This window comes from Runella defluvii, from assembly GCF_014195535.1.
Classification (GTDB): domain Bacteria; phylum Bacteroidota; class Bacteroidia; order Cytophagales; family Spirosomataceae; genus Runella; species Runella defluvii.
Genome location: NZ_JACIBY010000005.1, coordinates 17,497 through 31,859 on the forward strand (window position 1 = coordinate 17,497; position 14,363 = coordinate 31,859).

Consider the following 14,363-nt stretch of genomic DNA (forward strand, 5'->3'; position numbering starts at 1 on the left):
TGAAGGTGTAATTGGCTCAAAACAACTAAATTCTCCCAAAACTCGTTATATTTACCGTATAAAAATTACTTCCTGATGAAAGCGGTACTTGTAAATGACTTTACGACTGGACAAACTGAGGCTTTTACCTTGGAGTTAGAAGACGACATGGACGATGTGGCGTTCTATCGGTTTTGCCGCCGCAACGACCACCTTCGCTTTGAACGTAATCCAGACGGAACTATCTTAATCAGGCCAAACACTGGAGGAAAAACAGGAAAAAGAAACTCAGAACTCAATTTTGAATTAGTTCTGTGGAATCGTCAATTCAAAAAAGGAATTGTATTTGATTCATCAACGGCATTTAAGCTTCCCAACTTCGCCACTCGCTCGCCTGACGCCGCTTGGGTAAGCGACGAACGTTGGAATCAATTGAGTGACGAGGAGCAAGAACGTTTTCCGCCCATTGCGCCCGACTTCGTCGTTGAACTCATGTCGGCCAGTGATCATCTCAAAAAAGCCCAAGAAAAAATGCTCGAATACATCGAAAATGGCGTTCGACTCGGTTGGTTGATTCAACCCAGCTCCGAAACCGTTTTTATTTATCGAGCCGACGGCACCATTAGCAAAGTAAGTACTTTTGACCAAACGCTCTCAGGCGAAGACGTACTACCCAATTTTGAATTTCCCTTACGGCTTTTGTGTTAAGATTTGATACATTGCTCATTTGCATTTTGCCTAGCCTAGTTCAATTAACTGAATGAATACAGATTTAAAGAGAATACTCATCGTCGAAGACGACTCCCGCATTGCCCAGAACATCAGCAAAGGTCTGCGCGAAAAGGGTTTTGATACCGAAGTAGCCTACGACGGGCTAATTGGTAGCAAAATCGCGTCGGCCAATCATTTTGATTTAATTATCCTCGACATCAACCTGCCGTCGATGAACGGTTACGAGGTTTGTAAACACATCCGTCAACGCAACCCTAACGTCCCTGTACTGATGCTGACGGCGCTGGGTGAAGCCGACGACAAAATAGAGGGTTTCAATGTCGGGGCTGACGACTACATTGTCAAACCATTCGACTTTCGGGAATTGCTGGCACGGGTCAACGTATTTCTCAAACGCTCCCATTCGGATACCGAACCTGCAGGCGGCAACACCCTTCGCGTGGCCGACCTCGAAATCAATGTCGATACCAAAGCCGTTACGCGCTCAGGCCAGACGGTTGACCTCACGCCCAAAGAACTGGCCTTGCTCGAATACTTGGTGCGAAACAAAGGCCGCATTGTGTCAAAAGCCGACATCGCCGAAAAGGTGTGGGACATGAATTTCGACAGCGGCACCAACGTCGTTGAGGTATATATTAACTTTCTCCGCAAGAAAATTGACCGTGATTTTGAAACCAAACTTATTCATACCAAGTCAGGAATGGGCTATGTCTTGAAAGAAGATGCCTAGTTTTCAAGGGCTAATCCCTCACTTTGGGTGATAAATTTGTACAGAATCTGCCCTAAATTGCCACACTTTTTCAACTAACCACTTTATTTGTTCCATGAAAACAAACTGTTTACTCGCGGGTCTGCTCGTCAGTAGTATGGCCTTTGCGCAAACTAATCCGCCAATCATGAGTGATAACCCACTTTTGCAGCCTTTTCCAACGCTGCACCAGACACCCCCTTACGACAAAATCAAAGTTGACCACTTTTTACCCGCCATCAAAGAAGCCATGGTAGAAGGCCGTAAGGAAATCGACGCCATCGTCAACAATCCTGCCAAGCCTACTTTCGACAATACCATCGTGGCGCTTGAGCGCGCAGGCGACTTATTGAGCCGTATTACGCCCATTATGTTCCATTTGAATGGTGCCGAAACTACGCCCGACCTCCAAAAGTCCATTCGCGAAGTTAGTCCGCTGTTGACTGAATATGGCAACGATATTTCGCTCAATGAAAAGCTCTTTGCTCGGGTAAAAGCCGTTTGGGACCAACGCGACAAACTCAAGCTTGGGACAGAGGAAGCCATGTTACTCGAAAAAAGTTACAAGTCGTTTTCACGTAACGGTGCTAACCTCAACGCCGCCGACAAAGAAAAACTTCGCGGCATGAACAAAGAGTTATCACAACTTTCTATTGAATTTGGCGAACATAACTTGGCCGAAACCAACGAATACGCGCTTCAAATTACGGACGAAAAAGACCTTGCTGGCCTCCCTGCGTTTGTAAAAGATGGCGCCAAAGCTACTGCCAAACGCCTCAACAAAGAAGGCTGGGTATTTACGCTTCAAGCGCCAAGCTACGGGCCGTTTATGCAATATGCCGACAACCGTGAGCTTCGTAAAAAACTTTGGTTGGCTTACAACAAACGCGGCTTTAACGGCGACAAAAACGATAACCAAGCCATTATTCAAAAAGTGGTAAAACTCCGCCACGAAAAAGCGAAGTTGTTGGGGTACAAAACGTGGGCAAATTACATTTTGGAAGAGCGCATGGCCGAAACGCCCGAAAAAGTATTGGCCTTTGAAACCGAAATCCTCAGCTACGCCAAACCTGCCGCTCAGCGTGAGTTGAAAGAATTGACCGATTACGCCAAGAAAAACGGCTTCTCGGACGATGTGTTACAGCGTTGGGATGCGAGTTATTATGCCGAAAAACTCAAAAAAGAAAAATACAGCATCAACGACGAGTTGTTGAAACCTTACTTCAAACTCGAAAACGTTCTTGATGGCTTATTTACGCTTACCAACAAATTGTACGGACTTACTTTCAAGGAAAACAAAAACATTCCCGTATGGCATCCTGAAGTAAAAGCTTACGAAATTTTTGACGAAAAAGGCCAATTACTTTCGGTATGGTATGGCGACTACTTCCCACGCGCAGGAAAACGCGCAGGCGCTTGGAACAACACCACGCTTTCGCAGCATTTTGAAGGAACGAAAGATGTTCGTCCGCACGTGGTCAACGTTTGTAATTTCACTCGCCCAACTGATTCACAACCGTCGTTGTTGACCTTCCGTGAGGTGCAAACGCTCTTCCATGAGTTTGGTCACGCGTTGCACAGCATGATGTCGCACGTGAAATACGAAACCGTGAGCGGTACCAGCGTATCGTGGGATTTTGTGGAGCTTCCAAGCCAGTTTATGGAAAACTTCTGCACTGAGCCTGAAGTGTTGAAACTTTTTGCCAAACACTATCAAACGGGCGAAGTGATTCCTAATGAGTTGATTGAGAAAATCAAAGCCTCGTCAAACTTCCTTTCGGGTCTAGGAATGGCGCGCCAAATCAACCTTGGCCTAACCGACATGGCTTGGCACAACGGCGAACCTACGGGCGCATCGGTAGCTGAAGTAGAGAAAAAAGTAGCCGAGCAAACCGACCTTTATCCGATTGTTCCTGGTACGGCGGTGAGTACGTCGTTCTCGCACATTTTTGCGGGAGGATACTCAGCAGGATACTATTCGTACATGTGGTCGTCGGTATTGGATGCTGATGCGTTTGAAGCCTTTAAAGAGAAAGGCGTTTTCAACCAAGACGTCGCTAAATCGTTCCGCGACAATATCCTTTCAAAAGGAGGTACCGAAAAACCAATGGTCTTGTACAAGCGTTTCAGAGGTCGGGAACCAAAACCCAACGCCATGCTAAAACGCGACGGGTTAGCCTTATAAAACAAAAGAGCCGCTCTGATCGAGAGCGGCTCTTTTGCTAGTTAAGCGACAAACGTCGCCTCCTAAAATACTGGTTAAGGATGAAGGTGTACTTGTCACTAAAACGTTCATAGCACCAAGCACGTAATTGCTTAACATCTTCCGGCAAAAGCACCTTTAATGCCTTACGTAACTCTTTTTCAAACAGTTTCTTGTCAAAACTCACTTTCACAAGCACGGTTTTGATGAACTCTAACATAGTTGCCATAATCATAACAGGATTTTAACGAACGCTAAGAGAATGATGGAATAAGTACTTTCACAAAATTAACGTCAAAGGTTAGGGGTTTTATACGCCCAGTGTGTTAATTTTGCATTAAAGATAACGATGAAACAGGGGAATTTATATATACTTTTTTTAATTTTTTTTTGCACTATATCTTCATCGTGGGCGCAAAATGACGAAAACCCCTTTTCCGTTGAATTTAGCGGGACTGAGATAGGTATTAACGAACCTTTTGTCATCTCAGTAAAAATCACAGATATTGACCCAATCCCGCTTATTTCGTTTCCTGATAACATCAAAAACTTTCAAAAGCGAGAAAGTTCGCGGTCGAGCTTCACAAGCAAAGTTGGAGGAAAAACCGTTGTCACCTATACCATTTCCCAAAACTACTACCCCATCAAAACGGGAACATTCTTCACGGGGCCGCTCGAAATTTTGGTGAATAAACAGGTATTACGTTCGGAAGGAACGTCGGTGGTAGTAGGAAAAACCGCCAATTCGGAAGAATCGGCTGACGAAACGGAGGCCATAGATTCCGAATTGGCCCAAGAAGCGACTACGGGCGCGTTCTTGTCGGTACGGGTAGATAAACGCAAAGTATATGTCGAAGAAGGGTTCAACCTACGGCTTTCGCTGCTTGTTTCGGAAAGTAATGCTACTGAAATGGATTTTTTTGAGGTAGAAAAACAACTCGAAAAAATTCTTAAAGCCCTCAAACCTACCAACTGTTGGGAAGAAAATTTTGGCATCCAAGAGATTCCCGCCATTCCAATTCTGATTGGCGGCAAAGCTTTTACCGAATACCGCATTTACCAAGCGTCATTTTTCCCCCTTAATAATCAAGCCATTCGGATTCCAGCCGTGACGCTGACAATGCGCGTAATGGCCAAAAATCCGTCGGAAGGAAAAACGCCTTCCTTTCTGAGTTTCTCGTCTCGGCCCGTGTCAATCCAAGTCCAAACCCTGCCTACTCACCCGCTTCGCAATCAGGTATTGGTAGGAAATTTTCGGCTTGAAGAAAAAATTAGCACGACTCAACTAGAAACGGGCAAAAGCTACCGTTATGATTTTAAAATCATTGGCGACGGCAATATTAAGTCGATTCAAGAGCCTACGTTTACCAACAAAGCCCTGTTTGATGTTTATCCGCCCGATGTAGAGGATAATATTTTGCGAAAAAAGGGGCAAATTGCGGGCGAAAAAACATTTCGTTACCAAATCATCCCCAAACAAAACGGATCTTTTGACCTGAGCAACAACATTTTTTGGGTATTTTTTAATCCTCAAAAGCAGAAATACGACACGTTGCACTCGACCTTAAAGCTGGTCATTACGGGAAAAAACATTCAAAATACCCAACTAGCGGGGGAAACGGTGGAGTCGATTTATAACGGAATTGAACACTGGGACACCACCAAGTTTGTGTTTGACTACCAAAAAATCATTCGCAATGTGGCCAACGTTTTGGTCGTCCTTATGTTAATAAGTATGTTTCTTATCTTTCGGAAATAATGAGTAGTACCTACGGAAAACTTTTCAAAATAGCCACTTTTGGCGAATCACACGGCGCCGCCATCGGCGTAGTTGTTGAAGGCTGCCCAGCGGGTGTTCCTTTCGACTTGGCTTTTATCCAGCAAGAACTCGACCGCCGCAAACCAGGCCAGTCGCGCATCACTACCCAGCGCCGCGAAGCCGATACCGTGCAGGTATTGTCGGGCGTTTTTGAAGACAAAACAACAGGCACGCCGATTGCCATGATGATTTGGAACGAAGACCAACGTAGCAAGGATTACTCGCACATTTCCCAGCAGTTTCGTCCTTCTCACGCTGACTTTACCTACCAAACCAAATACGGCGTTCGCGATTATCGCGGTGGAGGGCGCAGTTCGGCCCGCGAAACAGCCGCCCGCGTAGCCGCAGGTGCGCTGGCCAAATTGGTCCTGAAAGACCTCGGCGTGGATGTACAAGCGTACGTATCGCAAGTAGGAAAACTCAAACTCGACAAAGAATACCACGAACTCGACTTGTCGCTTACCGATACCAACGCCGTGCGCTGCCCCGACCCCGAAATGGCGCAAACGATGTTTGATTACATCGACGACATTCGCAAACAAGGAGATTCGATTGGCGGTGTGGTCAGTTGTGTCGTCGCAGGCGCACCCGTAGGTTGGGGAGAACCCGTTTTTGACAAACTTCATGCGGAATTGGGCAAGGCGATGTTGAGCATCAACGCCGTTAAAGGCTTTGAATACGGCAGCGGTTTTGCTGGCGTAGAACTGCAAGGCTCGGCCCACAACGATGCTTTTTATACCGACGAAACGGGTCGCGTTCGTACCCGTACCAATCATTCGGGAGGAATTCAAGGGGGAATTTCCAACGGCGAAGACATTTTCTTCCGCGTGGCTTTTAAACCCGTCGCGACCATTATGCAAGACCAAGAAAGTGTGGATCAAAACGGTGAATCTATTACGGTTCAGGGTAAAGGCCGCCACGACCCATGCGTGCTGCCACGGGCCGTACCGATTGTCGAAGCCATGGCCGCGCTGGTGCTAGTTGACTTTTATCTACGCGATAAAAGCGTTAGGCATAATTTTTGATAGTATGCTACTTTATCGTAAATTTGTTGTTTATTAAACGTACATTTTGCTATGAAATTTACCGTATCGTCGTCCGTATTGCTAAAGCAACTTGCCGCAATCAACGGCGTCGTTTCAACCAACCCTATCGTACCGATTCTTGAGAATTTTTTATTCCAACTCGACGGTGGTTCGCTTACCGTTACGGCCTCTGATTTACAGACCGTAATGATTACCGAAATCCAAGTAGAGTCATCGGACAAAGGAGCGATTGCCATACCTGCTAAATTACTTTTAGATACTTTACGTGGTCTTCCAGAACAGCCCATTTCCATCAAAGTAGATAGTGATACGTTTGGAATTGAAATCGTGTCTGAAAACGGCCGCTATAAACTCTCGGGCGAAAATCCGATTGATTTCCCTAAGATTCCATCGGTCAACCGCGCCTTTTCGGTAGAGCTGTCTTCTACCTCCCTCATGAGTGCCATTGTAAATACCATTTTCGCTACTAGCACCGACGAACTTCGTCCTGCGATGACGGGGGTATTTTTGCAACTAGGCGCCAACCACGCAACGTTTGTAGCAACCGACGGCCACCGTTTGATTCGCTACCGCCGCTTTGATGTTAAATCGGCCGTGGATACAACCATGATTATTCCGCGCAAAGCACTCAACTTGCTCAAATCATCGTTGCCTGACAACGTTCCTGTCAAAGCAGAGTTTAGCCAATCGAACGCGTTTTTTAGCTTTGCCAATATCAAAATGATTTGTCGGTTGATTGACGAGCGTTTCCCTGATTACGAAAACGCCATCCCAACCAATAACCCGAACGTACTGACCATCAGTCGCGGTGAAATCTTAAACTCACTCCGTCGTATTTCGATTTATTCAAACCGCACGACGCACCAAATCCGTCTTAAATTGACCCCTCCGAATGAATTGGTCATTTCGGCCGAAGACTTGGATTACTCAAACGAAGCCAACGAGCGTTTGCTTTGTGAGTACAATGGCGACGAAATGGAAATTGGATTCAACGCGAAGTTTTTGATTGAGATGCTCAACAACGTTAACTCAAACTCCTTGTCGTTTGAGTTGTCGGCGCCCAACCGCGCAGGTATCGTTGTTCCGCTCGAAAAAGAAGACGACGAAGAGATTTTGATGCTCGTGATGCCAGTGATGCTCAATACCTACGCATAAGGGATGAAATCATCAAAAGAATTACTAATGCCGAGTCTCTCGGCATTTTTTTTGACCGTACTGCCTTTTATTACCAGTTCGGCGGTAGGTTGGTGGCTCGTTCAGAACGAGGGTTACATTCGGAGTTTTAGCGCGACCGAGTGGTTCATTGCGTCGTTGATATGCGCGTTGGCTTGTGCCTTGGCTCTCATACCTCCTACCCTTTTGGCCTTTGTCTTTGGGTATTTTCTAGGTTGGATTGCGTTGTTACCATTGATCTTGCTAAACCTCGCCGCTATCGCGTTGGTGTACGCCTTCGTGCAGCGCCTCAACCGCGATAGTTTGTTGCGTTATTTGTCGCAGTTTCCCAAAGTAGCGCGTTTTCTCCAACGCATCCACGGGGATGAAATTCGCTTTGTATTTTTCACCAAACTTTCGCCTGTCTTGCCTTTTGCCCTTACCAATCTCATGTTTGCGTTGATGGGACTACGCTTTCGGAACATCATTTGGGGAGGGTTTTTAGGCATGATTCCCCGCACGGCGCTTGCGGTGTGGGTCGGGATGGAAGCCCAACAAATCAAACAACTCCTTCAAAACCCCAACCAAGGACTTGAAAGTAGAGTTATCATCATTGGCTTGGTCATTCTTTCCGTCGTTGGATTGCTTCGAGTGGTTGCTCCTAAGGAGAAATAGAGGATTGATTTTTCCGCCATAAAAAGACGTTCCAAGTTTTGAAAACTTGGAATGGCTAACTTTTCCACCATTCCGCTACTTTATCCACAAGTCGATGATGGCCTGTGGATAATACCACCACAGGGATAGAAGGGAGGCGTTTGGTGAGGGGTAAAATGTATTTTTGTGGCAAAAGAGCATCGTACTTTCCCAAGAAAATCCGTACATCTACGTCATACTTTTTTGCCAATTCCGCAATCAGCGCACAATCGGGGCGAATCGTACTGAAACCAATCCACGAACGATAGACTCGCTCACGTTGGGCGGGAGTTGCGAGTGTAGATTCAGCAAATTTGACGGCACTTTTGTTCACTAAACCCACTTTTATCAAGACATCTGCCAAGGTTTTGAAGGAAGAGAGGTTATGAACAAAAAAAGAGAACAGCTTTTTTGTCACCCAAAAGCGCGTTGCCAAACGGTACCACGGGCTTTCGGTGATGCCGTCGGGGGCCAATAACCAACACGATTCTATCTGAGGAGCCAACAGCTGAAGCGTCGCTAAGGCAAACTTTCCACCCATACTAAAACCCATCACCGAAAATCGCTCAATACCTTGCTCCGACAATACTTCGTCGATGTACGCTTTCCACGCCTCCATCGACAGTTTTTCATCCGTCAGGGCGGGGCTTTGACCATGAAAAGGTAGGTCAAAAAGGTAAAAGGTATATTGTTCTTTTAAGACTTCGACCAAGGGAAGAAAACAACGGTGGTCTTGGCCAATGCCGTGGAAGGCGAACATAACTTTGGGGCCATGTCCGTGGACAAACCTTACAGGTTTTGGAAACCTGTAAGGTTTAGAATGATTAGTATCCGATGCTTGTATCATCGCCACGCGGGTCAGAACCACCTTCCAATGTCCCGTCGGGACGGATTAAAATGCAATCCATTCGGCCAATGGTATTTCGTTGCATTTCAAGAATATACCCTTTTTCCTGCAAACGTTTTATGACCGACTCCGTAAACGCGCCATTTTCAAACGTCGTTTTGTCGGGCAGCCATTGGTGGTGAAACTTGTAGGCATTGACGGCCTGCTGCATGGTCATACCGTGTTCAATGACATTCAAAATCGTTTGAAACACCGACGTGATAATCGTTGAGCCACCTGGAGTTCCTACCACCATGTACAGTTTTTTATTTTTCTCCAAAATCGTCGGCGTCATTGATGAAAGCATTCGTTTGCTGGGCGCAATGGCATTGGCTTCGTTGCCAATCAGGCCAAACATATTTGGAACGCCAGGTTTGATGCTAAAGTCATCCATTTCGTTGTTCATCAAAAAGCCACCGCCTTTTACAATAACCCGACTTCCATAGCCTCCATTGAGGGTTGTCGTGATGGATACCGCATTCCCTTCCTTGTCCACAATCGAAAAGTGCGTTGTTTCTAAGCTTTCGTACCCAGGAATAAGCCCCCCGTCAATTTCTTTGCTGTTGGTGGCTTTATTAAACGTAAAATCCTTCCAGCGATTTTTTAAATATTCGTCTGATGTCAATTCTTTGATAGGCACCTTTACAAAATCAGGGTCTCCCAAAAACTTGGCTCGGTCGGCATACACGCGACGTTCGGCTTCAATCATTACCTGAATCGTAGAATCGGAATGCCAGCCCCAACGCTTGAGTGGATATGGCTGAACAAACTTCATCAATTGCAACAACGCCACTCCCCCACTCGATACGGGCGGCATCGTAATCAACTTATAATCTTTAAAGTTCCCCACTAAAGGTTCACGCCAAGTGGCATGGTATTGAAGAAGGTCTTCGGCCGAAATAATGCCTTTGCCCCGTTCCATTTCGGCCACTAACAAAGCCGCCGTTTCACCTTCGTAAAATCCTGCACGGCCTTTTTGTTGAATACGGCGCAGGGTTTGTCCAAGGTCTTTTTGAACCAACAAATCTCCTTCTACCCAATCTTTTCCATCAGGTCGGCGAAAATACGTCGTATCAGTATTTAGTTTTTTAAGGTCATTTTTAATTCGGTTAAGTCCCGTAGCCTCTTTTAAGGTCAGTACAACTCCCTTTTCGGCCAAATCAATGGCAGGTTGGAGCAACGTAGCCCACGCAAGTTTCCCAAACTTTTTGTGGACTTCCACCATTCCGTCCACCGACCCAGGTACACCACTTGCCAAGTGTCCCGACAAGCTTAGTCCTTGGATCACATTCCCGTCGGCATCGAGGTACATGTCTTTATGGCCTTTGAGCGGGGCTTTTTCCCGAAAATCAAGGGTATAATTTTTGCCTTTTTTGGTGCGATACACAAAAAAGCCCCCACCGCCGATGTTTCCAGCCGCAGGATGCACCACTGCCAAGGCAAACTGAACCGCAACAGCGGCGTCGGCGGCATTGCCACCCATTTTTAAAATTTCAACCCCTACCCTAGAAGCTTCTGGATGCGCGGATGCCACCATGCCATTGGAGGCGATAACTCCTTGGCGGTCAGAATAAAAAGGCTTTTGAGTTGGGTCTTCGGTCAGGAACTGGTAAAACCCTTTACTTTCTTTCACATCTTGTGCCAAAGAAAGTGAGCTAACGAAGGTAGCTGCTACCAAAAAATAGGAAAGTTTGTTCATAGAAGTGCTAAGGTGAATATTTCGGGTTTCAAGTTACAAAAAGTATTTTATTACTGATAGTAGGCTTTCCCGTTCCGTAAAAATACCCTCTCAATGCTTTCAGCAAACTCACCCTTCTGACCATAATTTTAATCTGTCTTAATCTACATGAATTTTGCTTCCAAACGAAAAGTTTTACAAATTGCAAGCTAATAACCCTACTCCACAACATAAGCATGTCTAATTTTAACGATGATGAAAACTTCAGTTTTGAAGAGAACTTCGACCCTGAGGAAGCCAAACACAACTATGAACAAGAAAGAAGCCGTGTAGAAAGCCTTCCCATTATGAAACAAGCCCGTGAAATCTACAAAATTGTAGATTCGCTTATGTCTCTTATTGAAGACGACGGCTGTTTCATGGATCACTACCGCGAAACCATTTTTCAGGATGCCGCCTTGATTCGCGCAAAAATTGCCGCAGCGGAAGGGGCTGATTTGTACAGCCTACGAATGGAAAATGCTGTTCTTGTTAAAATTCACGCACGGAGCTTAGAAGCTCACACCTATGGCCTTGAAATGATGGATTTCAAGGAAGTACATTACCTTGAAGTATTACGCGAAGCCATCGAAGATTTTCGATTGCTTTTTATTCAATGGGTTGCCTCGTTTGACAAAGCCAACGACATTCAAGACAACTGGGGCCAACTGTTTTGCTAAAAATAAACCGCCAGCTGCAAGCATAATGTGTTAGATAGAATTAGCGGCTAAATCTCAAATAAAAAACCTTTAGCGGCTAATTCTTGATAACGCTTTTCATCAAAACGAAAATAATACGCTCCTCTCCGCGACGTCCCTTTCTGCTTCTCTTTTAATTTCTGTAACAGGTTCATGTTCAGAATCTTTTTGCTAAAATTTCGTTTATCTAACGGCCGTCCCAAAATCGACTCGTAGAGATTTCGCAGCTCAAGCATGGTAAATTTATCAGGCAAAAGCTCAAACCCAATTGGCTGGTAACGCACCTTGCGGCGGAGCTGTTCGAGGGCTTTTTGAAACATCTGGAGGTGGTCATAGACCAAGTCAAGCTGCGGTATTTGGGAAATAGGATGCCAAGTAGCGCCATACTCGTGCGACAACTTGGGCAAGGTTGGTTCTACTTCGATGAGGGCATAGTAGCAGGTCGTTATTACGCGCTCGGTAGGCACGCGATACACCGCTCCAAAGGTATATACCTGCTCCATATAGACATTATCAAGCCCCGTGAGACGCTCTACGGTATTGCGCGCGGCGTCATCAATGTTTTCTTCAGGATGCACAAACCCGCCCAATAACGCCCAATAGCCCTTGAATGGATCGTACAAAAAGCGGTGCAACAGCACGTGCAGCTCAGTGCCGTAAAATCCAAAAATGACGCAATCGACCGAATTGAGTAAACCAACCTCCCCTTGGTGGTAATGAGGACTAGCAGAGGCATCGCGGAATTGTGCAATAGCCGAAGAGGCAGAACGAGCGGGGAACGAATCGAGCATGGAACTGAGTACAAATAGGTTGATGACCTAAAAAGCTACAATGAATTTAAAAATACCGTATTTTTCATAGCAATCACTGCGCCTAACGGCTGCTATTTATTGGCTTTCGGTACAGGAAAAGCCACATCTGCTAGAAATTCGTATATTTGATGCCACTAAACAATATTCTCCTATTCCATTCCGTTTTTGACACAGCAAAAAACCAACAGTAATGATCCTACTTCAAGCGCAAACCGCCGTTGACTCCGTAGCTACCGCAGCCTCCGCACAAGGAATTTCTCTATTTGATTTAGTAATGAAAGGTGGTTGGGTAATGATTCCCCTCCTCATCATGTTTTTCCTGACGTTGTTTTTGATCATTGAACGCTGGCTCGCCATCAACGCCAACGGCAAACTCGACGAAAGCTTTATTGATAATTTAAAGGATTTTATTCAACAGGGAAACATCAAATCGGCCGAATCGCTTTGTCGTAATCAACGTTCGGCAGCAGGTCGTATTTTTGAAAGAGCCATTGGCCGCATCGGTTATTCGATCAAAGACATCGAAAGCACCATCGAAAACGCCAGCCAAATCGAGTTGTCTCGCCTTGAAGGCAACCTTTCTTATTTGGGGGTTGTGGCAGGTATTGCACCCATGTTAGGGTTCGTCGGAACGATTTCGGGTATCATCAATATTTTCTACAGCATTTCTCAATCAAACGACTTCAATATCAGCACCGTAGCAAGCGGTATGTACGAAAAAATGGTAACGTCGGGAGCAGGTTTGATTGTGGGTTTGATTGCCTACATGGGCTATCACTTGTTGAACATGAAAATCGACCGCATTGCGCTTAAATTGCAATCAGGCGCGTTTGATTTCTTGGATGTGTTGCAAAAGCCAATCACTCGCTAATTTTGTCAAACGCATTGCTATCATGAAAATACGCCGTAAAAGTAAATTTGCCCCCGAGGTATTTACCCATTCTTTGAACGACATCATGTTTTTCTTGATGTTGTTCTTCCTCATTATTTCGACCATGGTCAACCCCAACGTCATTAAGCTCATGTTGCCCAAGGCGTCGGCGGCCCAACAAATGCAGAAAAAACAAACCACCGTGGCGGTCGATTCTGAAAAGAACTATTTTATCGACCGCAACCCCGTAGCCAAAGACCAACTAGAGACCCAACTCGCCGCTATTTTTAACGGTGTAGAAGATAAAACGGTCATTCTACAAGTGGATCAAACGGTTTCGGTGCAAGACCTGGTAGATGTGTTGGCCATCGGTGCCAAACTCGACATCAAAATGGTGATGGCGGTCAAAAAATAAGTACCAGATTTAAAACTTTACGGCCACTGCTTCGGGATATCTAGCGTTCGCGCGTAGCTTCTGGGGCAGTGGCTGTGTATATAATCGAGTAGCTGCTGCACATCTCGTTCAAAGTCCACGTAATAATCCGTGTCAAATTTAGCCAGTTTCTTCATCAAACCGTCGGCCTTCTTCGCAATGTACTCCGCACACGAATCGCTTTTACTGTTATGAACGCGTAACATCTCGGACTGATACTCAAAGAACGTGAGCAACAAATAAATCGTCAGTTCAATTTCGCCGTATTTATCTTTCGTAATCTTAATATGCTGGCTTATGTCCCCGCTAAAAGTCCGCATGTCCATCATCATCCAACCTGGGCTATCGTGGGTCATTTTGGCTACTTTCAGAATCCGTCGTTTGATATCGTCGCGGCGCTCCTGAACGGTATCTCCTTGTTCTATCAATTCAAACTCCAACCGTTTGACCAGCATATCGTCTTTTGCCACTAAGCGCAACAAGAGTTTGTCTTTTTCTTTTTGGGGCATGGCTACAATAGCCCTCTTCAATTCGTCTTCCAGCGCCATCTGCTAACTCTCTTTAACTGTTTATA

The 14,363-nt window shown here is 45.6% G+C and carries 15 protein-coding genes; 10 read left to right on the plus strand and 5 right to left on the minus strand.

Annotated features, from left to right (window positions below):
• The first annotated feature begins 75 nt into the window (after positions 1-75).
• From FHS57_RS12725 to FHS57_RS12735, 3 genes are all read left to right on the plus strand, one after another.
• Positions 76-687, plus strand: a complete 612-nt coding sequence (locus FHS57_RS12725; RefSeq protein ID WP_183974181.1) for a Uma2 family endonuclease — start codon at positions 76-78, stop codon at positions 685-687.
• A 52-nt stretch (positions 688-739) separates the two neighbouring features.
• A complete protein-coding gene (locus FHS57_RS12730; protein ID WP_183974183.1) occupies positions 740-1,441 on the plus strand; it encodes a response regulator transcription factor in 702 nt (233 codons plus the stop codon).
• 94 nt (positions 1,442-1,535) lie between these two features.
• Positions 1,536-3,644 carry a M3 family metallopeptidase gene (locus FHS57_RS12735; RefSeq protein WP_183974185.1) on the plus strand — a complete coding sequence of 703 codons (2,109 nt, stop codon included), beginning with the start codon at positions 1,536-1,538 and terminating at the stop codon, positions 3,642-3,644.
• 37 nt (positions 3,645-3,681) lie between these two features.
• On the opposite strand, the gene FHS57_RS12740 is transcribed toward FHS57_RS12735, so the two are convergent.
• Entirely contained in the window at positions 3,682-3,891 is a 210-nt protein-coding gene (locus FHS57_RS12740) for a hypothetical protein (protein WP_028524930.1), read from the minus strand.
• A 120-nt stretch (positions 3,892-4,011) separates the two neighbouring features.
• Here FHS57_RS12740 and FHS57_RS12745 point away from each other — a divergent pair, with 120 nt between their 5' ends.
• The 4 genes from FHS57_RS12745 to FHS57_RS12760 are packed head-to-tail and all read left to right on the plus strand — an operon-like array spanning position 4,012 to position 8,354.
• Positions 4,012-5,421, plus strand: coding sequence for a BatD family protein (locus FHS57_RS12745; RefSeq protein WP_183974187.1), 1,410 nt, complete (start codon positions 4,012-4,014; stop codon positions 5,419-5,421).
• The gene (aroC, locus tag FHS57_RS12750; RefSeq protein WP_183974196.1) at positions 5,421-6,506 is read left to right on the plus strand and encodes a chorismate synthase; all 1,086 of its coding nucleotides are present in this window, start codon (positions 5,421-5,423) and stop codon (positions 6,504-6,506) included. Before FHS57_RS12745 ends, aroC begins: the two co-directional genes overlap by 1 nt.
• A 51-nt stretch (positions 6,507-6,557) precedes the next feature.
• Positions 6,558-7,682 (plus strand): DNA polymerase III subunit beta, encoded by a 1,125-nt coding sequence (dnaN, locus tag FHS57_RS12755; protein WP_183974198.1) that lies wholly within the window; start codon positions 6,558-6,560, stop codon positions 7,680-7,682.
• A gap of 3 nt (positions 7,683-7,685) precedes the next feature.
• Entirely contained in the window at positions 7,686-8,354 is a 669-nt protein-coding gene (locus tag FHS57_RS12760; protein WP_183974200.1) for a TVP38/TMEM64 family protein, read from the plus strand.
• Positions 8,355-8,409: 55 nt separating this feature from the next.
• On the opposite strand, the gene FHS57_RS12765 is transcribed toward FHS57_RS12760, so the two are convergent.
• On the minus strand, positions 8,410-9,132 hold the full coding sequence (locus FHS57_RS12765) for an alpha/beta fold hydrolase (protein WP_183974202.1): 723 nt from the start codon (positions 9,130-9,132) through the stop codon (positions 8,410-8,412).
• A 64-nt stretch (positions 9,133-9,196) separates the two neighbouring features.
• Positions 9,197-10,957: a gamma-glutamyltransferase gene (gene ggt, locus FHS57_RS12770; RefSeq protein ID WP_183974204.1), complete on the minus strand. Its 1,761-nt coding sequence runs from the start codon at positions 10,955-10,957 to the stop codon at positions 9,197-9,199.
• A 215-nt stretch (positions 10,958-11,172) separates the two neighbouring features.
• Between ggt and FHS57_RS12775 the strand changes: the two genes are divergently transcribed.
• The gene (locus FHS57_RS12775; RefSeq protein WP_051398100.1) at positions 11,173-11,655 is read left to right on the plus strand and encodes a hypothetical protein; all 483 of its coding nucleotides are present in this window, start codon (positions 11,173-11,175) and stop codon (positions 11,653-11,655) included.
• Positions 11,656-11,702: 47 nt separating this feature from the next.
• On the opposite strand, the gene FHS57_RS12780 is transcribed toward FHS57_RS12775, so the two are convergent.
• Positions 11,703-12,464, minus strand: coding sequence for an NUDIX hydrolase (locus tag FHS57_RS12780; protein WP_183974206.1), 762 nt, complete (start codon positions 12,462-12,464; stop codon positions 11,703-11,705).
• Between the two features lie 211 nt (positions 12,465-12,675).
• Between FHS57_RS12780 and FHS57_RS12785 the strand changes: the two genes are divergently transcribed.
• Together FHS57_RS12785 and FHS57_RS12790 are read left to right on the plus strand one after the other, a co-directional pair.
• Positions 12,676-13,356 carry a MotA/TolQ/ExbB proton channel family protein gene (locus FHS57_RS12785; RefSeq protein ID WP_122933559.1) on the plus strand — a complete coding sequence of 227 codons (681 nt, stop codon included), beginning with the start codon at positions 12,676-12,678 and terminating at the stop codon, positions 13,354-13,356.
• A 22-nt stretch (positions 13,357-13,378) separates the two neighbouring features.
• Positions 13,379-13,771, plus strand: coding sequence for an ExbD/TolR family protein (locus tag FHS57_RS12790; RefSeq protein WP_183974208.1), 393 nt, complete (start codon positions 13,379-13,381; stop codon positions 13,769-13,771).
• A 17-nt stretch (positions 13,772-13,788) separates the two neighbouring features.
• Here the strand turns inward: FHS57_RS12790 and FHS57_RS12795 are convergent, their stop codons facing one another.
• Positions 13,789-14,337 carry a hypothetical protein gene (locus FHS57_RS12795; protein WP_183974210.1) on the minus strand — a complete coding sequence of 183 codons (549 nt, stop codon included), beginning with the start codon at positions 14,335-14,337 and terminating at the stop codon, positions 13,789-13,791.
• Between the last annotated feature and the right edge of the window lie 26 nt (positions 14,338-14,363).